The following is a 22678-nucleotide window of genomic DNA, read 5'->3' on the forward strand; positions in this document are numbered from 1 at the left end:
GTTGTTGCTCCTTTCTTTTACTTGAAAGCTTTGGCGTGTGCAAGCGCCCACTGCTCGAAGGTGCGCGGTCGCCTCCCGGTCAGGTCCTCGACGGTTGGCAGGACCTGCGAGTCGTCGTACTCTCCCTCCGAAAAGAAGCGAAAGAACGCCTCGATGTATTCGGCAGGCCAGGTACGACTCATCTCGGCCCTGGCCTCGGCATCCGATTGTCCCTCGAAGCGTAGATCTCTGCCAAGGACCTTTGCCAGCACGCGGACCTCATCAGCAGGCAGCAACGACTCAGGACCGGTCAGGCGATAGCTCTGTCCCTCATGTCCCGAGGTGGTAAGTGTGACCGCCGCTACTGCCGCAATATCGAAAGGATCGATGGCTGCGATGCGAACGTCGCCCCACGGAGCGCGTACAACGTCACCGGCTCGTAGCTGCGACAGCCACCGCAAGGCGTTGGACATGAAGCCACTTGGGTGCAGAATCGTCCAGGGAACGCCGGACTCGCGCACCGCTGCTTCGGAGAGGATGTTGTAGCGCGCAATGGCGTTGCTCATGCTCCCGCCCACGACACAACCGGAAGACAACAGCACGACCCGCTCCACCCCGGCACGGCGCATCTCGGCGAGAACGCCTGGCATATTCTGATACCCGCTGAGCAGAAAGACCCCGTGCACTCCGACTAGAGCAGCAGCCAGCGTCTCGGGCTGGTTCAGATCTCCAACAACCCCCTCTACGCCCGGTGGCAGCACACTCTGGTTCAGATGATGAACCAGGGCACGCACCTGCTGACCAGCCTCGATCAATGCGTGGACGACTTCACTGCCCACGTTGCCCGTGGCTCCTGTGACCAGAATCATCGTCTATTCTCCTTCTTGTGGTTTGGATTTGGATACTATGTCAACATTTCCTGCACCTCATGGAGGGCAAAAGGCACTCTAAAAACGTCCTGCGGTCTTATTGCTGCCTGGTCAGAACGGATTGCACGACGAGGTACTCTGCGCCTGATGGCGGGGTAAAATACATCTCTTCGCTCATATGATTCGGATCAGGCCAATGAAAGACATAGCGAATCTTGATCTCCTGTCCTGCCAGGGTAGGACCAGTCCCCCTTGCGTAAAGTGCCCAAAGAGCGTCGTCGTGGTATCCGACCCGTCCTCCATACTCTCATAGCTCATAAATCCAGTATCAAAGTGGTCCATAGTGACAAATTCGTAGCGTTCATCAAGGTTGTTGTAGGTCAGATATCCCAGCCGGTAATAGGGAGCGCCTCCCAACTGTCCGGTGACCTCTTCTTGCAGGTAACAGCCGTCAACGACCCACTTCCAACGTGTTGTCAGGTTATTGGAAACTACTGGTGTTGCCTGAGGCGTTGATTTCAGGGTGATCTGTGTTTTCCAGGTTCCAATCATTGTCTGGAGTTTCTTGAGGAGTGGGCCTGGCTGTGCGTAGCGCAGGGAGGCAGAGAGTTGACTGCCTCCCTGCGGCGTGGCCGTCTGCGCAGGGGAAGTGCTCTTGCTCAGTGTGGTAGATGCTGCCGCTGTTTCATTTCCCGAAGCGCAAGCACTGAATGCCATACATACCATGAAAAAAGCAATGACTAGCGCATAAAACATTTTTCGTTTAATAAAGAACTTCATCTCTGTTTTCCTCTTTCATTGAAAAAGAAACTTTCCTCCGAGCTTTCACGCAAAAGAGTGTACCTTCGTGGGCAGGTTGGCACATCGGCAAAGCAACGTATTGTGTGGTGCCTATCTTGCGGGTGGCAGGAAGCGTGAAGATGGCGAGGCGAAGAGGCTTGCCAACCGAAAATAAGGGAATAGGCACAGCATCCTTCCAGATTTGGTTTCGGATGGCGTGAGTTCTCCCAACGAGCAGTTCCGAACATATGCTATACTGTTCTGGAACCGGTGTTCGGAACTGTTTGGAGATGAGTTTGAGCAATAAAAACCAGACGACGGCTCTCGTCGAAGGCGAGATGCTGAGCTACCAGAGAGATGGAGAGCGCTACGAGCTGCGGGTGGGAACCCCCGCCTGGTATGCCTGGCTGCAGACGGCCATGAGCTTCCGCGTGCACAGTCCGTTCGGCACCTTTACCCTCCGCCGAGAACAGGCGGGCAACCAGCGGGGGAACTGGTACTGGCGTGCCTATCGCAGGCATCATGGGAAACTTTACCGTGTCTATCTGGGTACGGCGGAGGAGGTGACGCTCGAGCGGCTCAAAACTGCCGCTGCTCAACTTTCCACACTGGACCCGCTTAGTGGGGAGGAGCCGGAACCGAACCCGCTGGCCCTTGTAGAACATCCTGCTCCCCAGGAGCAATCCCGCCCTCCTGCAACAGGTGCGGTGAAGCAGCGGGCCGAAGGGGCAAGAGCCTTGGAGTTTGCCAGGCAAGTGGCTTCCACCCCGCTCTTGCCACTTACCTCGCTCATCGGTCGGGGGCGGGAGGTTGTTGCTGCTTGCACGCTGCTGCTGCTCCCAGAGATCCGTTTGCTCACCTTGACCGGGACCGCTGGCGTGGGAAAGACGCGCCTGGCACTGACCATTGTGAGCGAGGTCCAGGGGAACTTCGCGGATGGCGTCTGCTTCGTCTCGCTCGCTCCCATTGCTGATGCCGATCTGGTGCTGCCCACCATCGTGCAGGCCCTTGGCCTGTGCAGCAGCACACGCCCACCACTCGAGCACCTGCAAGCAGTGCTTCGTGAGCAGCACCGGCTGCTCATACTGGACAACTTCGAGGCCGTGGTCGTAGCCGCGCCACTCCTGCTCGATCTGCTGTCTGCCTGTCCGCAGCTCAAAGTCCTGGTGACGAGCCGGGAGACGCTGCGGGTGCGAGGCGAACGCGAGTTCGTCGTCCAGCCGCTGGCTCTGCCTGATCCTACACACCTGACTGGCGAGGAGACGCTGGCTCACTATGGAGCCATAGCGCTCTTCCTGGAGCGGGCACATGAGGTCCAGCCCACGCTTCAGCTTGACTCCAGCACTGCCCCGCTGATCGTAGAGATTTGCAGGTGCCTGGACGGTTTGCCCCTGGCGCTTGAATTGGCCGCCGCCCGTCTCAAAGTACTGTCCTTGCCAGCCCTGCTGGAGCGGCTCTCTCACCGCCTAGCCGTCTTAACGGGTGGGCCACGCGATCTGCCTGAGCGCCAGCAGACTATGCGCAAGACGATCTCGTGGAGCTACGATCAGCTCTCACAGGAGGAACAGCGGCTCTTTCGCCTGCTCTCCGTCTTCATGGGGGGTGCGACACTGGAAGCGGTGGAGGCCGTATCTGGTACACTTGGGGGGGAGAGCACACCGGTGCTGGATGGAGTCGCCTCCCTACTGGACAAGCACTTGCTCCAGCAGGCAGCACAGGGCAGCAAGAGTTCGCGCTTTCACCTGCTGGAGATAATCCGCGAGTATGGACTGGAGGCGCTGGTCGCAAGTCAGGAACTGGAGGCAACGTGCCTGGCACATGCTACATACTATCTAGCACTAGCAGAGGAGGCAGATGCCCATCTGTTTGTTCAAGAGCGGGGGTTCCAGCAGTTGGAGCGGGAGCATGGCAATCTGCGCGCGGTCCTGCGCTGGTGCGTAGAGCAGGAGGACGGACAGCGTAGGGAAATCGCTTGGCGCCTGGCTGGAGCACTCCATGAGTTCTGGGTGGTGTATGGCTATGTGCGGGAGGGACAGCACTTTGTTGAGCAAGCGCTGGGAAGACGCGAGGGGGTCCCAGCACCCGTGCGGGCGAAAGCACTCAATGGGGCAGGAAGCTTAGCCCTGTGGCAGGGGGAGTATGGAAGAGCAGAATCACTGTGTCAGGAGAGCCTTGAGCTGTATCGCGAGATCCACGATCCGCGCGGAATGGCAATAGCCCTCTATCGACTGGGGCTGATTGCCTCGGCACGCGGTGACTATCTCGTGTCCACTTCCCTGCTTGAGGAAAGCCTGGTGCTGTACAGAAAAGCTGGGGAAATAGTCCGCCTCGCGTTCGCGCTCGCCTTCCTTGCGCTCACGACCCTGAGCTTGGCCAACCAGAGCGAGTATCCGCGGGTGCGCCTGCTTATTGAGGAGAGCCTGAGGCTCTTCCGACAGGAGGGCTACGATGGGGGAAGTGCTTGGTCGCTCTATTGCCTGGGCGTGTGGCACTTCCAGTCGGGAGCGGCTGACATGGCCCGCGCACTCTTCGAGGAGAGCCTGGCACTCTTCCGAGCGTTGCGGCAGCGTCAGAACCTCGCGCATCCACTCTATTTTCTGGGGAAGGTGACGGCTGTGCAAGGTGACCTGCCGACGGCACTTTCCTTCTACCAGCAGGCCCTGGCCCTGTTCCAGGAATTGGGCGATCAGCGGAGCGGAGCTGCCTGTCTGGAGAGCTGGGCAGGCGTAGTCGCACGGCAGGGAGACGCCCGCTGGGCAGCACAACTGTTGGGAGCTGCGGAGGTGCTGCGCGAGGCGAGCAGCCCGTTCTATCTCTTCACGCTCATTACTACGCCAGATGAGCGTGAAGATACTGAGCGGATGCGCGCCCGTGTCCGGACCGAGCTTGGGGAGCAGGCCTTTGCTCAGGTCCAGGCCCAGGGACGAGCGATGACACCAGAACAAGCGTTAGCCGTAGGGCAGCCCTCCATGCCCGCCAGTCACCCGAATGCTCCTGCCTGGACGGATCGTCAACAGGGTCCTGCCCCGGCCTCACTGGGCGTGCTGACCAAACGTGAAGTGGAGGTGCTGCGGCTGGTGGTACAGGGACTGACCGATGCCCAGGTCGCCCAAATCCTGGTTGTCAGTCCGCGCACCGTCAATGCCCACCTGCGCTCCATCTATAGCAAACTGGGGATCTCCTCGCGATATGCCGCGACCCTCTTTGCCTTTGAACACCATCTCACCTAGCTTCCTCCTGCTACGCCCACACCTTACCTGCTCCCACATGCTTCGTCTCACTGGTAGCCATTAGGAATAGATGATTTCGCGCTCCGGCGAGGACGCAAATATGGCACCATCCTGATAGACATGCGAAGTCACAGGGCCATCCGCAAACAGTTTATAAGAAGAGCCAAGAGGTCGGTCAGGAAATTCAAGAACTTCCTCAAAGAGGATAGGGAGGTAGATGGCATCTTCTATGCTTACTTCGGCGAGATGAGGAAGACGCAAACTGGTTTTGCTTTCGATATCCCAGACAATGTTCTTGAATGCACGCATCTCTGTTTTTGCACTGCGATGAAATCCTGGCTCTCCATCAGCCAGGGATAGCGGCTCGTGGAGTTCGGGAAGCCCGATTGAGCGCAGGAAGGCATTGATTGCATTAAATTCCTGTTCATAGCGAGCATAAAAGCCATAGGAGTCATCTTCGTCATCTGCACGATCTACAAATATCCCAACTTCAAGATCGATGCTCATTATTTCCTCCTTATTAGCACTAGAAGCAAGTATATTTGCATCTCTTCGAGCAGTCAAGCGAGGGTTTGAACTCACTCTAGATGTTGGGCGCTTTCTTTTTCAAGCCCTGGCTAAGACACACCAAACGTTTAAATTTCACCTTATCTAAGCTAAGAACCAGAAATCTATAGTGCTCCATAAAGGCGGAGGGAGGGGAATTTTCCTGTTCAGAACTCTCCTTCATATAGTAGTAATCTTCAATCGAGAGAGAGAGGCAGAAGCAGAAGGTCGAAAGAATCGTTCCAGGTTGCGTATCCAAGGGGAGCCATCGTAGGCAGGGCATCATCGGGATGATAGAGAACCGGTGCAGGAGCAAGCTTGATATACTCATAAATCAGCTCTAGCTCCAGCCTTGAGAGGTCAATCTCGCCGACCTCTCTCTTTCAGGAGTCGATGAAGAAAGATCTTTTACCTGATGTATACGTAGCCAGCCATAGGAATCGGAAAAACGTTCGTGCTTGCCTGAGAGGCGGTAGCGGTGCTTCCCCTGTCCCATCCAATCCTCCTCCAACTCCAGGAGGACATCTTCGCTGTCCTGAAATTGCAGTGTTATGCTTATGTGTCCGCTTCCGGTCCCGAGGTAATAGTCATATATTTCGTTCGCCATGTTCTGTCCCTTCTCTTAATGAGAACATGTTTGGCCGTAACGTCGGCGTGTACAGCCTTTTCCAATGGGCCTCTTTGCGCGTCTGAGAGGCAAAGAGGCCCATCCGACAACGGAATCCGTTGAGGGCATAGCGCTACGGATGGTAAGCACCATCAGGATACCCGGCAGGCGCATTGGCTCGACAGGCATCTGGACCTTGTGGCACTCCTTCAATAATAGCAGCCCCTTTGATGTCCAGATTTGAGACCCAGACTTGACTGCCCCCATTTTGAATCAGCGTCCACCAGTCATTCTTCCGCGTGGTCCATCCCCCTTCAAAGTAGAAGGAACCTTGTTGTTGACAGTACGCTTGAAAGTTGTTGGGCTGAACCTTGCCATTGCTGTTACAACCTGCTACTCGCGAGTTGATATGAGGGTGGATGCATGGGAAGGTCTCCGCTTCTTTAAAGACGAGGACAGAGACAGACTTTGGTTGGGGTGGAGTAGGCGTTACAGGAGGAGCAGGGGTAGCACCACAAGTGGGAACCCCGGCAATCTGAGCGGCTCCCTTAATATAGATGTTCGTCACCCATCCCCATCGACCATCAGGGGCTTGTAGTTTCGTCCACCAATCATTGGTGTAGCCCCGATCCTGGACCTGTTCTCCCTGCGCCTGGCACTCCGATGTATACACTCCTTTGTTGATATACTCAATCACAGGGCAATTTTCAATGGGTCTGCTCGAACAGGCATTGAAATCGTGCAGTTTTCTGTGGTCCAGATAGACAGTAACGGGAGCACTGTCTGCCACGTGTGTGGGAGATAAACTTGCAGCTTGAGTGCTCGAGGCGGGGAGCCAGAAGCATACCGCAAGTACACCCAGGAGGATAGAGAGAGCCAGCTTCGGAAGCAGAAAAGCGTGAGACGCTTTCTTGCGTACGCTGGTGAGGAAAAAAAACATGTCGCAGTTGTTCATAGAAATGCTCCAATCTTTTGAAAGTCGTTTTCTGCCCACTAATTTGACGAAGCATGACTGTCTCTCGTCGCCAATGGTAGCTTGCTCATGCAGATGTCAAGGCGGGCGGATGTTCCTATGAGATCGACCTCTCAGTGTGGAGGAAGAAAAACTTCCCTGCTATGAACATAAATCAGAGAGAACCGTTTTCTTGTGAAGGAGTTCACAATTTGGGTTCCCGGTGTTCATTTGGGGGAAAATAGGGAACCCATGTTTGTGCAAAACCAGGCGCGAAATTCGCATTCACTCCCATTGGTTCTGTCAGAATTGAGACCACATAGGGTCAAAGAAGTTTTCAACATCCTCCAAATCCCGCTTTTCGCTCAACCGCGAATCTACCAGATTGCCGTCAGAATCAATGGCTCGATAGAGATAACACCATTTTCCACAGACTTTGAGGTACGTTTCATCGGTGGTGTCGGCGACGCGGCCTAATTTCAATCGCTCAAGCGCGAAAACCGTACTTGCCACTGACGGTGAGCGGTGAAGAGAAGATCGTCGATGGGTTTCAATCGCTCAAGCGAGGGGTGCAACTAACTCATTAATAGAATTCATTCCACCATGACCAGAGCAAGTAATTCCACAGTCGAAATGATGCTGCGATTGGAGGAGCCCATTCTGCCGCTTTCCAGTAAATCTGGAGCAAGTAATTCATTGAAGATTCATGTGAAATGTCATGAACTGCCAAAAAATGAGTAACCCAGCTAAGAGAAGAACAAGCATGATCCCTACTCCTAAAATCAACCAGAGTTGGAGCTTCTCACTGAGCTTCATGTGATGTTTTCCCTTCCCGCCACCACTCTCTATATCAAAGTACGAGAGAAGTTGGAGCTTCTCACTTGACTTCATATTCTGTTTTCCTTCCTGATCTTGCATGTCGAAACAGACTCCATCTCTATTCGCTCTCTTATCGAATTCAACAAATGAGTTACTTGCGCCCGTCTTACTACAACTACTACTGTGGGGTCAGATTGTGGTCCAGCCAGCGACCTCTAGTTGCGAATCGCTCTTTATCGTACCCACACCGTCTTCCGCTATGGCTGTGGGTTGGCCGCCGTTGAGAGATCCAACGAAAAGTTTGTCGTATCCCAGCGCCTGGGTCGAACCCGTTTTGAAGGCGTACATGCTACCATCCCTGGCAACGTTGGACCAGGGATATTGCGAGCAATGGTTGAACATGGTTCGGTCAGACATTTCAATAGAGAGACGCTGCAAACCACTACCATCAGTATTGATTTTCCAGAGTCCATTCTGATGGCTATACTGATCGCCATTCCCCACCAGTAACAGTAAAGTAGACGATGTGACGGCCCGTACCTGGAGTACAGCCAGTGTACTGCTCGTGAAGATGGCGGTGGGTTTGCTCCAACCGGAAGTGTTCGTAGTATCCTGTTGTATGCGGTTGACAGTACTGGGACCCTGATTAGGAGGACCGCCATCAGCATTGTGATCACCCTCCGCGTAGCCCTTGCACTGACTGGTGAAAATGGTTTGAAGGTCCGGGCCGATGTCCAGATCAGAACAGAAAGTAGACACACTCATTTCACCCAGAAAACGAGGATCAGATGCCGGTATCGGGTCGTAAGTGTCCAGGCTAACCAGGCTGGATTGCCCATCAAGGCCCGACTGATTAGATGTACCCCTTTCAAGCAGGTAGAGGTTTCGATCATTCGGCCACATAAGCGGCCGGTAGGAATGATGGGAGCTAAACTTCTGCTCGATTTTTCCAGTGGGAATGTTCAGCACATTCATCGTCGAACCATCGGTGAAAAATAGACGCCAATCTCTCTCAGAGTCCAGACCAGGAGAAGCGAGGATTCGCCCTAGACCTGCGGAGGAAGACGTACAGTAGAGCGTCTGTAAGCCCTTCCCATCAATGCGCACCATCTGAATTTGCTCTGGATCACCCCCATACGCGGAAAAGATCACCCACTGCCCATCTCCAGAGACCTGTACATTGGTGAGCATATTGGGAACAGTGATGATGGGGCTGGCCTTGCCCGTCACGCTATCATAACGCATAAGTGTGCCACTCCTTTTGCCTGTGCCTTGTATATCCTGGAAAGAGACGGCATAAACGAGGGCATTGTGTCCCTGGGACAGATATGGAGCCATGACTGCCGCCCGTGCTGTGCCTGTGGAGGGGCAACTGGTTTGTGTTGGTGGCATCTGTAATGTGGCAGCCGATCGCGTTGGCTGAGTCTTCACAGTGGTCGCCACATGATTGTTGCTGTTGTTATTATTCGAGTGTACGGTTGGTAGCAATGTACTTGCGAAACCCAGCCCAGTGAAATGCGTTATACCTGCGAAGAGGAGGGGCATCAGCACGATGGTAGCCAATACACTATAGAGCGGGTACGAACGACGCTGCCTGCGTGGTGTGTGGTGGGAACGTTCGGAGGCACGTTGTATGGTTGGGTCAGTGGATACTGTGCTGTTCTGGGAGCGCTCGAAGTGATTGCTGGCTTGCATGGGAATATGCTGGTGCTCCACAGTGGGTAGAGCAGCGAGGGACTGCAACTCTGACGGTCTCATAGGTCGGGTGACATTCAGGTCTGAGATGTATGCAGTCTCATTGATCTGGAGAGAGCCTTCAGAAGCTGGCCTGGAGCTAATGTTTAGTTGTGCTGCTGCGCGTAAAGCTTGCGAGAAATCAGCCGCAGATTGATAGCGTTGCCGCACATCTTTCTCCAGGACACGCATGACGGCCTCTGCGAGCTGAGGGGGAATGCCAGGATTGAGTTCAGCCATAGGACGTGGTGGCTCATAGATCTGTTTAAGCAAGATGTTAAATGGACCAGCTTGCGTCTCAGCGCTAAAGGGGAGCTGGCCCGTGAGCATCTCATAGAGCACCAGTCCGATGCTATAGATATCGCTCTGAGGCTGCACTTTCCCCTGGATCTGTTCAGGGGCCATATAATAGGGTGTACCCATGATATGTCCGTTTGAGAGCGGAAACTGGCGGTCGATGGCAAACTGGCCGATGGCAGTCATTTCCTCAGTGTTGCCAGTGACAATCTCTTTGACCAGTCCAAAATCGGCCAATACAGGTGTCTGGTCATTTTTGAAAAGGATGTTGCCGGGCTTGATATCGCGATGAATAAGGCCCTGACCATGAGCATAGTGGAGCGCGTCAAGTAACTGGAAGATGAGACGGAGCGCCTCTGGAATGGGCAAACGACCGCGCTTCTTTAGCAGATTCTTTAACGATCCTTTGGCAAGATAGGGCATCACTAAGTAGGCCAGGCTATCTTGCTCTCCGTAATCGTGAACAAGTAGGATGTTGGGATGGTCCAGGCGAGCAACGACCTGAGCCTCGCGGGTGAAACGGTAGAAAAATTCCTGGGTGTGTTTCTGGTCTTTCTGTAATTGGAAAATTTTGACTGCGACTTCGCGTTGTAGATGCACGTCTCTCGCCTGATAGACGGTCGCCATGCCTCCCTGCTCAATTGGCTTGATGATACGATAATGTCCGACCATCTGACCTGTCAAATCTTGTACCATTGGCGAATCCTTTTCTGATATTCTTTGTATAAATATATCTTTATATAATAAGGGCGCATTTTTTCTATTTAATATGTTGATATTAGTCTGTTGCCATCTTGTTGTAACGCATTTATCCCAGCTTGTCAAGGGTGTTAGTAGGCCATCTCACAAAAAAATCACTTTTCTCAGAGAGAGAAAAGTGAACCTTTAAAGACGTAATTGCCGATCGTCTATACATCTGAAGCAATATCCCTATGGTGTAAATCGTGCGATAGAATAGTACCTATGAGAAATATACAATATATGTTGCGGTTGCTATAGAGAGAGGGGTGCAAGTAACTCATGAATAGAAATCGGGAATTTCCCCGATTTCTGATCGAGGAGCATTTCCCTAAAAACAAGAGCAAGTAACTTTCCAATGGAAATCTAAGGCTTGATCGCAGCCTCGCAATTACGTGACTTTTTGTGCAAGCACCCTCTGCTCATCATCGAACTGGGCTTTGACTTGCGGCTTGATCCGAGTGCCAACTACGGCTTTGATGCCGAGGCAACGCTTCCCACGCGCTATTGGTTTGGCGAGAAACTGCGCCAATTGGATCGCGGCTTACTCAGTGATCTCTTGGCTGCTACGGTCACTGCTTTACAAGAAGAGATCCCAGGACTTGGCGAGGTTGTCGCCTTCGATGTCCGCGCACATTTATGCCTGGGTGAAAGAAAACAACTGGCGTGCCTCTGTCACGGATCGCTATGACAAAACGCGTCTTCCCGTTGGTGATCCTGACTGTAAGCTCGGCGCGGGGCGCAGCACCACCAAAGAACTCTCTGATGGAACCACCGAAGAGAAAAAGGAACTGATCTGGGGTTATGGAACGGGTGTGGCCGCTGCTACCGCGCTGAGTATGGCGATGTCGTGTTAGCTGAACATACCCTCCCCTCCAACGAAGGCGATATCACCTACTTCCGTCCGCTGTATCACCAAAGCGCCCTGGCTCTCGATCACTTCCCCACCCACATCACCGCTGATGCCGCCTATGATGCATGGTACGTCTATGATGCGGTGGCTCGTCGTGGTGGCATCGCCGCTGTTCCTCGGGGTGTTCGTAGCACCACGCCCTTTGACCCTGATGGCACCCCACGTTGTCCCATCGGACTGCGTATGCACTCCACCTTCCATTATGCTCACACCAAAAGGGTATCGACTCAGGGACTCTGCCTCGCGCAAAGGATCACCTTTTTTGATCGCCCTTCTCCCGTTCCTCACCTTTCTTGACTCTTCTCAACTGGGGCAAGCTCAAACTATATACGAGAGTCAAAAATGACCTCACGGAATTTTCACATGTACAGGGCTTGACTTTGCCGTTACGTCAAACAGTATACTTCCGCTGTCACTTGTAAGAAGTGCTATGAATTAAACAGAAGCGGCATGTCAGTTCCCATCATATATCCAGCACCTCTCGACGACAGCTACGCTGAGTGTTTGGTGCCTCTTTTCTTTATTACGTGCACACGCACCTACTTAGGAGGACATCTATGAATGCCCTACTTGCATTTCTCCTCAGTGTGGGGGTCAATCTGCTCTCCTGCACGCTCATCATGGCCTGGTATATTATTCCCCGCTTGTCAAAGCAACCACGTACGCAAGCACTGCTTCCGCTTGTTCTGCTCCATACGTTTCGGACAGCGGGATTAGTGGTTCTGCTTCCACAGGTGATGGGAGGAGTTCTCCCTCTGGGTTTTGCCGCCCCTGCTGCTTATGGGGACCTCCTCACAGCTGGCTTAGCCTTGCTTTCTGCCCTCATGCTCCGGCTCCGGCCGGTATTGGCGCTCCCGTTTGTCTGGTTGTTCAATCTTGTAGGGAGTGTCGACCTGCTGTACTCTCTGTATGAGGGAGTGATGATTGGCCTACCGGATTTTCACCTTGGGGTTGCCTGGTTCATTCCAACTTTGTACGTGCCGCTCTTATCGGTGAGCCACGTCATCATCTTCTGGTTCCTGCTGCGTACTGCGCCATCCACTCAGGCAGTGAGAGAAAGCGCAGTTCTGTAGAACGAGGGGTCTGGCTCATCACCGATGTCCTCCTCCTTTGCCAGCAGGCCCTAGGTGTACGGAAAAATTGAGCCAAGGACCACCCCAGCTTCTCAGGAATTTTTGGTCGGGGAGGATTGTTTGCAAGAAACGCTCATAACCGGTAAAAGCAGAGAGTAAGCTTCGCAGAAGTCAGTGAGGGAAAAAGAAGAGTCAATTCAGGAGAAGAAACGTCCTCGAAAACCACCCCATTCGAGCGTGACTCGTCTTGGAAAACGACACTGGCTTTTGCGAAGTTCTCTGCGCAAAGCTTTACCAGGAAGCACAGAGGTCCATCAAGCGTTCCTCTAACGCGGCGACCTGCTCGATCAAGGTGGCAACAGATGTCCACGCACGTTGCGCAGCAGGATATTGTGCCTGACCAAGAAGACGAGCCTGCTGGTCGATCAGCTGTGCAGCCCCAGATTTCTTTCCCTCGCTCAGAAAGGCCTGAGCGTCTATTTTTCGCCGTACTGCAAGCGGTATCGCAAAATAGAGCAGATGAGCAGCAAGATACTCTGACACTTGCGCCTGCAGCGTTTGCACCAGCAGGCGCAAGGCGCGCACGCTTCCATACACTTCTGGCCCTCCTGGATCACGTTGCAGGTTAGAAGGAACAAACGGCAAGGTGCGCGCAATCATTTCCTGGCGACTGACGATTTCGACTTGTCGGAAAGCTGAGCGGAGCGTGTAGGCCGCTTCAGCGATATAATCGAGGTTCTCGGCACGCCAGGCTTGAAGCAGAGCATCAAGAGGTAACGTGGCATAGGGGAACCCCTTTGGATCATGAACCAGGACATGGTCATGCTCAACTGCCAAAACCACCAGAAAATGATCGCTTCCACCGGCAAAGGGAGCATCGGGATTGTACGTCAGATAGCCCATATCCAGAGGGCCGAGCAGCACCGGACCCTGTTGGATGGCCGTCTGTAGACGTTTAAGAGCTATCCGTTCATCTCCTCCACGTTCCAGTTGGCACGTCCAACCCAGCGCCTCTAGGGCACGAGTCAATCCCTGGTCAGGGACATCTCCATCGAAGAAAAAGAGATCAGCCTCTCTGAGATAGGTATTGCCAAATGGCATCGTGGTGAGACACTCCAGAAAACCTGGAGAGGGCAAGGTGCCAGGATTTGCACCGCCTCCAAGCAAGCTCATGTGCAGAGAAGAAACATAACAATAATTGCTGTTTCCGACGTATGGGAGCATGGAACGTTCTCCTTTCGGACGTTTGCCTCGACGCGCATGCGTATCACTTTCCAATAGGATGCTGACAGAAGATGCCAGCACCTTGTGACGGTTTCCCTGAAACAAAGTAGGGATTGTTTTCTTTGAGAAGCATACATCGAATTTTCCAAGTATGTCAAGTAGGAAGATATTTTTCAATTTCAAATGTACATTTTCAACTTTTCAAAACAAAGCGAAAATTCCTGTAAAATTGCATAAAAGCGTGAAGAGCATACTCTCACAAGATAGGAAAGATCAGGAGAAGCCGAAGGAATCACCATCGCTGACCACTATCGCTTGCGGAGAACGATTGTTCTTGGCGAACTCCCTCAGCTCGGTTTCTCAGTCTCGAGCAATCGAGCTGACCATCAGAGAAGTGATAGCAATATGACAACTCAGCGTCAGCTTGATCTCCTCTCTCGCAATGACCAATCTGATGGGACGTTTTTAGCGTCCATTTCTCGCCGCTAAGATCCTTCCCAGGGGGAGGGTGCGTTGGGGTCTGAGCAAGTAGCCACAGTGGCCAAACCATCCGTCAACGTCTTGCGCGCTAATGGTGAGGAGTGCTTGTCCGATGGCTTCTTGTAATGCCTCTGGAGTGCGTGCTCCTACCCGGCGCAAAAAGGCTTTGAGGCAGGGAGAAGGCTTCCTCAATCGGAGACAAGTCGGGGGAGTAGGAAGGCAGAAACAGAAGTTGGCATCCTTGAGCTTCACTAGCCTGCCGAACTTTTTCGCCGGTATGCGTGCTCAAATTGTCCAGAATCACGATGTGTCCAGCTTGCAAACTGGGGGCGAGAATCTGTTCAATGGAGAGTTCAAACACAGTGGCATAGGCCTCGCCTTCCAGGATGAACGCTTCACCTGCAAACTTAACCTCTCCTCAGCTATTTTTCGCCACGACATCCTTCTGACAAGAGGTAGCATCTGCCATCGTTGGGAGGATGTCTTGATCAAGTATGCACCGTCGCTGAGCACGTGCTCTCGACCCATCACAGCCCTCTTGCGCGACTGCCGCAAGCATGTGGCGAGAAGCGGCCTGTCTTGTTGATGAGAACGATTGAGATGGTGTTTTGAGGAGGAACATGTTTATCCTCTTGATCCAGATACATCATCTCCATATATATGAGGGGAGCAGTCTCACCAGAAGATCTCATTGAACTATTCGCGTCCCTTTGTGACAAACTCAGGCGCTTGCTCCGTTCTCGGGCTCTCTTGAGCGAGGCCGTCATTCCCGAGAAAGCCGCTTTTCACAATGGATCGAAGCCGATCCTCTCATGAGACTGGCACCCTCTCCGCAAAAGCGAGGGTTCCTCTCATCTTCTCGGTGGGATCTGACTCGCTCCACCCACCGAGGACCAGACAGGAGACCGCTGCCTGATACACTCCTTGCTGATGGTTCTCTCAGCCTGGGTGCCTACCCCTGATCAGAAAAGAGAGAACTCTCGCACCAACAGCGTTCCTCCCTCCTCTGAGTCTCCTTTTTCCCGTGCGAGGGTGAACGTCATTTTCACAGGTGTACAGTTTTCTAGGGATGATTGTACACCTGTGAAAATCGGTGAGTACTGCACCTCGATTCTCGGCTCAATTCATGTCACGCACGAAGAGGCGAGGTGACAAAGACGGAAAAGAGGTTGAAACCATGCTCTACTCATGATAGAATACTATCATGATGATAATCACACAAAATTCTATTATTAGACACTTCGTAATGCTCTACTGAACAGAGAGATCGTTTGCGGATTTTCGATCATTGGAGGAGTTCCCATCCATCATTCCTCTAGCCGTCAGCTCATTGAAGAGGAGAGAGTTCTTTGCGCTACTTGACCTGGTGCTTCTGTTCCATGCTTCGTCTTTCCTCTGTAGGACGCTTGAGCATTGCTGTAGCGGCTACTCTCGTGTGCCTGACAAGTTATGTTCTGATGTACGAGGAGATTTACCCCGGAAACAGTCTCTTTCTGAGTCTTCCCATTGTTCTGGCCTCCTGGTTATTTAAGCTGCGCGGGATGGCCGTTTGCCTCATTGGGATGTTGCTGGTCATCCTGCTCTTTCATAGCATCTCTCATACGGGTCTGTTTCTCTCGCACCAAATCTATCTGTTCTTTGCGCTTGGAGGGTTTGCTCTCTTGCTGGAAGGATTCATCACGGCCTCTTTCCGTGAGTTGTTCGACGTCTCATCTGAGACGCAGCAGAGGATAGAAGGGATCTACGAGCAAGAGCAGCAATTGAATCAGCTCAGAGAGCAATTTCTCCTGAATGTGAACCACGAGTTGCGGACTCCTTTAACTGCTACCTATGGCTATCTGGAATTATTGGTGGAATATCATGAGCGGCTTGATGTGGTAAGCAGAGCCACATTTCTGAGCAATGCGCTCTCTAGTTGTGAAGAATTACAGAGACTCGTTGATACGATGTTCGATGCCCTGCACCTTCATCAGGAGAGAGAACCTCTTGCTCTGGAAGCATTGTCTGTGAGCGAAGTGGTTCATGACGTGATTGACCACTTTGATCCACGCCGCCTGCATCTGTACGATCTTCACATCCAGGTTCCCCAGCATCTCGTGGTGCGAGCGCATGCTCACTCTGTGCGCCAGGTGCTTCGGAACCTGCTCTCTAATGCCACAAAATATGCCCCAGAGCATACTCCTCTCATCATTAGCGCTGCCTTGTACGACCCGACGACGGTCCAACACCAGGAGCATCTGGCCCAAGAGGTCTGTATTTGCGTGAAGGATGCTGGCCCTGGTATTCCGCCAGAGGAGATTCCACACCTGTTTGATCAATTTTTCCGTCTCAGGCGTGATATGATGAGCAAGGTGTACGGTACTGGCTTAGGCTTGTATGTCAGTCAACAGTTAGTAGAAGCTATGGGGGGACGGATATGGGTGGAAAGTGCGGGAATCGCAGGGCAGGGGAGTACCTTTTGTTTTACGCTTCCCTGTGTTCCTCGCGAGCAGGGAAGCACAACGTGAGACGATGATTCGTTTGCGGCATGTGGTCTCCATTGGCATGCCGCAGGAAACATCTTGCATCAGTAAAGAGAGAGATGACGGAAAGCAAGCGCATCGGAGCGTCGGCAGGAGATCTGGTGGAGCGTCGCAAGCGTTGAGGGAGTTGGGAGAGAGCGCCCTACCTGAGCAGCCAGGGCAGTGAGGAAAAGAAACACATCCGCTCACGTGTGATCTTCTCAAGGTGGTGACATCGTACTTGCCATTACCCAAAGAGAACACCTGGGTTTGTTTCACGGGTGTCTTTGTGTTCGATCTATGGATACTAGTGAACATCGCATGTTCTCTCGCTGAATCATATTTTTATGAAGATTTCATTGACAATCCGCGTCAGTCCCTCTAGATTCTCTCACAAAAGAGTATTGCGCCATATGGTGAAGAAAGGGAGATATCTATGAGTACAAGCGTCCACGATACTGTGGAGGAGGCCATCCACCGACTCCAGCAACACGGCTTTGAGGAATGCACCGCAATGGCAAACAGACAACACGAAACGGCCTATCTGTGTGCCTTTCAGCGTCAGGATGATGAGCAGCAGATTCTCTACTGCTGTGTCACGGTCGAGGATCTCTTCGCCCTCTTGTCCTTCGTCGAAACGTTTGCCTGAACTATGTGTTGACCCGTTTTGGAAGGACTGGTGTGTAAGGCTCTTTTCGATGGCTCTCATCGGGTGCGCAGCAAGAAGGGCGATCCACTCCCTACAAGCAAAAGGACATGTTCCTGGTGAGTACATGATGTCGTCTATTCCTGTGGGGGAAGAATCTTCGGCTTCTGTCACCCGACTTGTAGAGCCGACCCAATCGAAACTACCAAAGGAGCATGAAATAGGTTCCTACGGATGGAGAAGGAGCTATAACAAGGATAGGTTTTCCAGAAAGATGAGTCCGGCCCCATTTTCTTGCGTCACCAGAGGACCATCCGCGAGAATGTGCTTGGGGATGGCCTTCATGCCATTTGCGGCCAGGATGCCGACCATCACAGCCCCTCCGTGAATACGTCCTGCCGGGTTACGAATGGTGGCAACCATAGAGCCGTTCATAACGGCCTCGATGGAGGCTGGCACCGCGTCAATACCGGAGATGAAGATTTGGCGTCCGGCTTTACGGATAACTTTGAGCGCGGCCAGAGCCATATCATCGTCGTGGAAGAAGCCGCCAGCAATATGTTTGTAGCGTGCAAGATAGTCTTCCCAAAGCTGCATCGTTTTGTTGGCATCCCAATTTGCCGGGTTCTTCGCGATCAGTTCAATGCCTGGATACTTTTCCATGGCCTGATAAAAACCTTTGGTGCGTCCCTGTGCTCCGGTGTGATCAAGTTGCCCCTGCGTCATAATGACATTTCCCCGCCCTCCCATTTTTTCGAAGAGTGCAGTTGCGGAAGTCTGCCCCATATAAACGTTGTCCGGTTCGATAAACGTCGTGACGTCCGTACTTCCTGAGGAATCGATCGCTGTATCCATCTGAATCACAGGAATGCCATGATCCAATAGACGCTGTACCGGCTCTATCAGCGTATCAGTGCCGTTTGCCTGAATTGCGACAAAATCCCAGGATGTGCTGGCGATATCATCGAGCGCTTTGCGCTGCTGATTGATGCTGTCTTGTCCATCGTACCAGGAAATATCCACACCAAACCATCTCCCCCAGGTTTCCGCTGCCTGTTTGCCCTGAGCACACCAGGAATGCGTCAGGCTATTGTTAGTAAAAGCAGCTTTGAGCCGACGGGAGGACGGAGAGATGCAAATAGGGTGTTCTTGCTCCTGAAAGCTCAGGCCGAAAGCCCCTAAGAGAGATGAAAGCGAGAGACCTGCTCCTGCCGCCCCGGCACTCCTAAGCAATCCTCGCCTTGAAACATGCCCGAACACGTTCTCCTGCACCCTGTGACTTTTTGCCGGGGGATGTATATGCCTATGGCTCATATTGTTTTTCGTGATGACGTCCTCCTGATAGGACTAAAGCGACATCCATTGTTCAGTTTTGTAGAGATCAGAGCATTGATCGCTCAGCCGATGTTCTGATCTCTACAGTGAAGCGCTCGTTACAACATTTCAAGAGCATTTGCACTATGATTTCCAAGAAAAGATCGAAATAACAGGTATGTTTTGATGTGTAACTAACTAGGAAGACTCGAGTCACAAAGATAGAGTATACATACAGACCATCATTGCTGTCAAATACAAATTTTTTTCTACGACGGCAAACCTGTTCTGCAGCCAGAAGGCTGAAGAAAGAAAAAGAAAACGATGTCCCTGTTGCCTCTGGACAAACACGAGGGAACACAAGGCATCAGCTTTTCTTCCACCTTGATTTATGATATGCTGAGCAACGGAGAACTGCGAGTCATAATCGACCTGCTCCGCAAGCGTACTATGCCCATTCAGGATGAAGGGAGATGACCTTGACCGCTTTTCATCAATATACTCCGCAGCCGCCACTCTCCTTCTTTGTCGAACATTTTTGGCTCTCTCAAGGACCCGTTCCTGCTCATTCGAAAGAGCGCCGTTTGCCAGATGGATCGATCTCGCTTATTATCAACCTCCACGATGAGCGGATTCGTCTCTACGACCAGCACCACTCTGATCAGCTTCTCAGTTACAGTAATGTCCTTCTCAGTGGAGCACATGCGGAGTTTGTCCTTCTCGACACCACCTGTCTGGCCGAGGTGCTGGGAGTCCAGTTCAAGCCTGGTGGAACGGTCCCTTTTCTGCCTTTCCCTGCCAGCGATCTGCACAATGATTTTCTCTCTCTCGACAATGTGTGGGGACCGGATGCCTTCGCCTTGCGGGAGTGCTTATGCGCCTTCGATCAGCCCCAAAGGCGTTTCCAACTCATGGAACACTTTCTCCTGGCCCGCCTGAAACGCTCTCACGAGATTCATCCTGTGGTGGTCTTCGCTCTTGGGGCGCTCGAAAAGGCACCAACGCCTCCAACCATCACAGCTATCGTTGAGCAGATTGGACTCAGCCGGACTCGCTTTATTCAGCTTTTTCGCGAAACGGTAGGCGTGACTCCCAAACAATTTGCCCGTCTTCAGCGCTTTCAACGCGTACTGTGCTCAATCGAACAAAATAGGTCACAGAGCTGGATCGAACTGGCGCTTACGTACGGTTATTACGACCAGGCCCATTTTATTCACGACTTCCAGGCCTTTTCTGGCCTGACTCCAAGCGCCTACCTCGCCCAATATGATCAACATCGTAACCACGTTCCATACCATGAATAGAGTGGACATTTTTACAAGACACGTGTTCTATTTCTCTGTAGAATCAGATGTGAGATCGAAACTCTTCCGGCTGGTTCGTTCCAGCCACTTACTCTCACTGCAAGGAAAGAGGTTGTTCTATATGAGCACAGCAAACAAGTACATTCGTAATGGGTTTGGCTCCGTTCGATCCTACATTCACGGCCCCCTCGACCTCGCTGCTTTCGTCAAACAGGTTTTTGAAGCGAAAGAAGTCGAACGCAATGCAGACGAGCACAGCGTGCACATCGAGATGAAGATTGGGGATTCACTGATCGCGCTTGATCTCAGCGACCACCCGCCGACGGACTCCACTTGGTTTACTTACGCCTCGACTTATATTTATGTCGAGGATGTGGATGCAGTGTACCGGCGAGCTCTGGAAGCAGGCGCCACTTCTCTTCAGGATCCAATGGATAAGCCCTATCAAGAGAGAAACGCGGGCTTCAAGGATAGCTTCGGGAACATCTGGGGAATCTCGACCTATATCGGCTCCCGTTAAACTCGAAAAACCTTTCTCTCAGGTCTGATATGCGCTATTTTCTCGGCGCATACCAGACCTGGTTGATCGGGAGAAACCAAGCGGAGTTCTTGGTAGGGGCCACAAACTGGCGGGGAGCAAATCTTGGTGGCATCGGTCGCGGAGGCAAGCACGTTTTACCACAAAGCAAGCTCCTCGCTGTTACTGGAGTCAAATAGAAGAGATCAGCGCAGAGAGATGTTTCCCAGCAGCGAGAGGGTGCGCCTATTGGCTCAGGTGCCGCGATGGGAAGAGCGTGAGAGTCGGTCGCAAGCTCTGGGAACGGACCCGTAACCGATTTGTACAAGGGTGGTGGTGGATGCTGGTCCAGACCGGCGAGGGTGAGGATGCGAAGGCGAAAGGAGCAATTGGCAGTGATGCAAACAGCTCTGCTGATCTACAGCGGGTGAGAGAAGTGGCGATGAGAAGGAAGAGAGCAGGTGTTCTCATGAAGAAGAAAGAAGAGGTTCTATATATGGAAGAGCTTTTTGAGCGCATTCGCAAAGATGATCGAGGCAAAAAGAAGTCACTGTTATGCTTGAAATATGAAGAGATGAGTCAGGATATCTTCACATTTTTTCGTGGGACATGCCCACGCTTTTATCGGGAGTGGTATCTGCCACCTCCGCAGGAAGCTCCTGCTGTGTGGATCTGCGGGGATGCGCATCTAGAGAACTTTGGGGCGTACAAAAGTGCGAGTCGCCTGGTCTATTTTGGCGTCAATGATTTTGATGAGGCTGCCCTTGCTCCCTGTACGCTGGATCTTGGGCGCTTTCTGACCGGTTTGTTGGTCAGTGCGTCCTCACTCTCCATTAGCCAGGAAGACGCACAGGCGCTCTGCTGCACCTTTCTTGAGAGCTATACCGAGTGCCTGCTAGCAGGTCGTGTGCAGACGCTGGATCGAGCAACAACCAGCGGAGTCGTCCAGACTCTGTTAGAGCGTGTGGAACAGCGCACACGCAAACACATGCTTGAGAAACATGTCCTCCTCACCCCAGGGCATGTTCGGTTGAAGCCTCATAAGGGCAAAGAAGCGGTCGAACACGTCTCGGCTCAGGAGAAAGAAGCGGTGGAGGGATGCGTGAAGCAGTGGAGCAAGCATCAGCCGCATCCGCCATTTTTTCGCGTCCTGGATCTGGCGCACCGCGTCGTGGGTACGGGGAGCTTAGGAATCCCCCGCTACGTGCTGCTGATTGAGGGGAAGGGGGCACCCGATGGCTATTATTTGCTTGATGTCAAAGAAGCTCGTCGTTCCTCGGTCCCCTCACGGCTTCGGTGCGGCTCGCCCAACTGGGCAACCCAGGCAGAGAGGATGGTTCAAGTGCGTACCTGGTCACAAGATGCTCCACCAGCTCTGCTTGCAGAGCTTCAGGGGAAGAAAAAAAGCTATGTGCTTCGAGAGTTGCAGCCACAAGAGGAAAAGGTGAATAGGAAGGATGTCTTGGGGAATAGACAGGCGATAGAAGGGCTGGTCCAGGCGATGGGGCAGGCGCTTGCCTTCGCGCATCTGCGTAGTGGAGGTCAGAAAGGGGCCGCTTTGAGTGGAGAGTTGAAGCGTTTTGCTCAGCAAGCCTCTGTATGGCAAGCCTCCCTTCTTGCTGCTGCTCAGCCCTGTGTGGAACAGGTGAGAACTGCCTATGACGCGTTTCAAGAGCAATATGCTGCACACAAGCGTGGGTGAGGGTGTGTGGATCATGGGCAACACGGCTGCCCAACTCTGAGAAAGAATTGGGCAGCCCGATGGGCATGGCTGCTTCTTGGGAAGACTATTTCTCGACGAAAACGATGTCGAGCAGGTCCGCTTGGAACTGGATCGTGCGATTTTGCTGGATGAGGAGATCGCTGAGGTGAACCTCGGTTTGATCGTGCAAAATCACCTGATCGTTTTCATTGCGAGAAGGCAACTGGCTCATCTCGATGATCCAATCCTGCAGATTGCCTTCAAAGCCGTCGAAAAGGGCTTTGAGGTAATCAACGCAGCGTCGGAACAGTTTAGGCAGAATGAGCTGTCCCTTGTTTCACTGCGTGTTGGCCGAGAGTGCCTTTGCCATCGCGCACTCTTTGGCCAGCGCTTGAGCGATCCCTTCTATATCGCCTGCTGTGTTGAACTGTAGAAGTTGGTGGAATACTGCAT

General features: G+C 52.7%; 21 protein-coding genes and 1 pseudogene. 11 read left to right on the forward strand and 11 right to left on the reverse strand.

Annotated features, from left to right (window positions below; all coding sequences use genetic code 11):
* Window positions 1-17: 17 nt before the first annotated feature.
* Complete coding sequence (locus tag K3T83_RS49410) at window positions 18-848, reverse strand: NAD(P)H-binding protein (protein ID WP_220210509.1); 831 nt, start codon at window positions 846-848, stop codon at window positions 18-20.
* A gap of 174 nt (window positions 849-1022) precedes the next feature.
* Complete coding sequence (locus tag K3T83_RS49415; protein WP_220210510.1) at window positions 1023-1628, reverse strand: DUF1579 family protein; 606 nt, start codon at window positions 1626-1628, stop codon at window positions 1023-1025.
* Window positions 1629-1924: 296 nt separating this feature from the next.
* On the opposite strand from K3T83_RS49415, the gene K3T83_RS49420 reads away from it, so the two are divergent.
* Window positions 1925-4858: a tetratricopeptide repeat protein gene (locus K3T83_RS49420; protein ID WP_220210511.1), complete on the forward strand. Its 2934-nt coding sequence runs from the start codon at window positions 1925-1927 to the stop codon at window positions 4856-4858.
* 60 nt (window positions 4859-4918) lie between these two features.
* Here K3T83_RS49420 and K3T83_RS49425 read toward each other — a convergent pair whose 3' ends face one another.
* The 6 genes and pseudogenes from K3T83_RS49425 to K3T83_RS49450 all read right to left on the reverse strand — a co-directional run bounded on the left by K3T83_RS49425 (window position 4919) and on the right by K3T83_RS49450 (window position 10509).
* On the reverse strand, window positions 4919-5365 hold the full coding sequence (locus K3T83_RS49425; protein WP_220210512.1) for a hypothetical protein: 447 nt from the start codon (window positions 5363-5365) through the stop codon (window positions 4919-4921).
* A 379-nt stretch (window positions 5366-5744) separates the two neighbouring features.
* Window positions 5745-6011 carry a hypothetical protein gene (locus tag K3T83_RS49430; protein WP_220210513.1) on the reverse strand — a complete coding sequence of 89 codons (267 nt, stop codon included), beginning with the start codon at window positions 6009-6011 and terminating at the stop codon, window positions 5745-5747.
* Window positions 6012-6144: 133 nt separating this feature from the next.
* Window positions 6145-6966 (reverse strand): hypothetical protein, encoded by an 822-nt coding sequence (locus K3T83_RS49435; RefSeq protein WP_220210514.1) that lies wholly within the window; start codon window positions 6964-6966, stop codon window positions 6145-6147.
* Between the two features lie 324 nt (window positions 6967-7290).
* Window positions 7291-7416, reverse strand: a pseudogene (locus K3T83_RS49440) (DDE-type integrase/transposase/recombinase); the annotation flags it as partial.
* 240 nt (window positions 7417-7656) lie between these two features.
* The gene (locus K3T83_RS49445; protein WP_220210515.1) at window positions 7657-7881 is read right to left on the reverse strand and encodes a hypothetical protein; all 225 of its coding nucleotides are present in this window, start codon (window positions 7879-7881) and stop codon (window positions 7657-7659) included.
* 90 nt (window positions 7882-7971) lie between these two features.
* The gene (locus tag K3T83_RS49450; RefSeq protein WP_220210516.1) at window positions 7972-10509 is read right to left on the reverse strand and encodes a serine/threonine protein kinase; all 2538 of its coding nucleotides are present in this window, start codon (window positions 10507-10509) and stop codon (window positions 7972-7974) included.
* Window positions 10510-10924: 415 nt separating this feature from the next.
* Here K3T83_RS49450 and K3T83_RS49455 point away from each other — a divergent pair, with 415 nt between their 5' ends.
* From K3T83_RS49455 to K3T83_RS49470, 4 genes are all read left to right on the forward strand, one after another.
* On the forward strand, window positions 10925-11242 hold the full coding sequence (locus K3T83_RS49455; protein WP_220210517.1) for a hypothetical protein: 318 nt from the start codon (window positions 10925-10927) through the stop codon (window positions 11240-11242).
* On the forward strand, window positions 11175-11408 hold the full coding sequence (locus K3T83_RS49460; protein WP_220210518.1) for a hypothetical protein: 234 nt from the start codon (window positions 11175-11177) through the stop codon (window positions 11406-11408). Before K3T83_RS49455 ends, K3T83_RS49460 begins: the two co-directional genes overlap by 68 nt.
* A complete protein-coding gene (locus tag K3T83_RS49465) occupies window positions 11402-11761 on the forward strand; it encodes a hypothetical protein (protein ID WP_220210519.1) in 360 nt (119 codons plus the stop codon). The genes K3T83_RS49460 and K3T83_RS49465 overlap by 7 nt, the downstream gene beginning before the upstream one ends.
* 260 nt (window positions 11762-12021) lie before the next feature.
* On the forward strand, window positions 12022-12537 hold the full coding sequence (locus tag K3T83_RS49470; protein ID WP_220210520.1) for a DUF8737 domain-containing protein: 516 nt from the start codon (window positions 12022-12024) through the stop codon (window positions 12535-12537).
* A gap of 291 nt (window positions 12538-12828) precedes the next feature.
* Here the strand turns inward: K3T83_RS49470 and K3T83_RS49475 are convergent, their stop codons facing one another.
* The gene (locus K3T83_RS49475) at window positions 12829-13761 is read right to left on the reverse strand and encodes a YobF C-terminal domain-containing protein (RefSeq protein ID WP_220210521.1); all 933 of its coding nucleotides are present in this window, start codon (window positions 13759-13761) and stop codon (window positions 12829-12831) included.
* 568 nt (window positions 13762-14329) lie between these two features.
* Complete coding sequence (locus K3T83_RS49480; RefSeq protein ID WP_220210522.1) at window positions 14330-14602, reverse strand: transposase; 273 nt, start codon at window positions 14600-14602, stop codon at window positions 14330-14332.
* Between the two features lie 988 nt (window positions 14603-15590).
* On the opposite strand from K3T83_RS49480, the gene K3T83_RS49485 reads away from it, so the two are divergent.
* Window positions 15591-16748 carry a sensor histidine kinase gene (locus K3T83_RS49485; RefSeq protein WP_220210523.1) on the forward strand — a complete coding sequence of 386 codons (1158 nt, stop codon included), beginning with the start codon at window positions 15591-15593 and terminating at the stop codon, window positions 16746-16748.
* A gap of 430 nt (window positions 16749-17178) precedes the next feature.
* The gene (locus tag K3T83_RS49490; RefSeq protein WP_220210524.1) at window positions 17179-17391 is read left to right on the forward strand and encodes a hypothetical protein; all 213 of its coding nucleotides are present in this window, start codon (window positions 17179-17181) and stop codon (window positions 17389-17391) included.
* A gap of 243 nt (window positions 17392-17634) precedes the next feature.
* Here the strand turns inward: K3T83_RS49490 and K3T83_RS49495 are convergent, their stop codons facing one another.
* Window positions 17635-18621: a sugar ABC transporter substrate-binding protein gene (locus K3T83_RS49495; RefSeq protein ID WP_220210525.1), complete on the reverse strand. Its 987-nt coding sequence runs from the start codon at window positions 18619-18621 to the stop codon at window positions 17635-17637.
* 554 nt (window positions 18622-19175) lie between these two features.
* Between K3T83_RS49495 and K3T83_RS49500 the strand changes: the two genes are divergently transcribed.
* The 4 genes from K3T83_RS49500 (at window position 19176) to K3T83_RS49515 (ending at window position 22658) form a co-directional block, all read left to right on the forward strand.
* Complete coding sequence (locus tag K3T83_RS49500; RefSeq protein WP_220210526.1) at window positions 19176-20006, forward strand: helix-turn-helix domain-containing protein; 831 nt, start codon at window positions 19176-19178, stop codon at window positions 20004-20006.
* A gap of 121 nt (window positions 20007-20127) precedes the next feature.
* Window positions 20128-20526, forward strand: coding sequence for a VOC family protein (locus tag K3T83_RS49505; RefSeq protein ID WP_220210527.1), 399 nt, complete (start codon window positions 20128-20130; stop codon window positions 20524-20526).
* Window positions 20527-20800: 274 nt separating this feature from the next.
* Entirely contained in the window at window positions 20801-22225 is a 1425-nt protein-coding gene (locus K3T83_RS49510; RefSeq protein ID WP_220210528.1) for a DUF2252 domain-containing protein, read from the forward strand.
* A gap of 76 nt (window positions 22226-22301) precedes the next feature.
* Window positions 22302-22658 carry a hypothetical protein gene (locus tag K3T83_RS49515; protein WP_220210529.1) on the forward strand — a complete coding sequence of 119 codons (357 nt, stop codon included), beginning with the start codon at window positions 22302-22304 and terminating at the stop codon, window positions 22656-22658.
* Window positions 22659-22678 lie beyond the last annotated feature (20 nt).

The sequence above is a fragment of the Reticulibacter mediterranei genome (assembly GCF_016587455.1).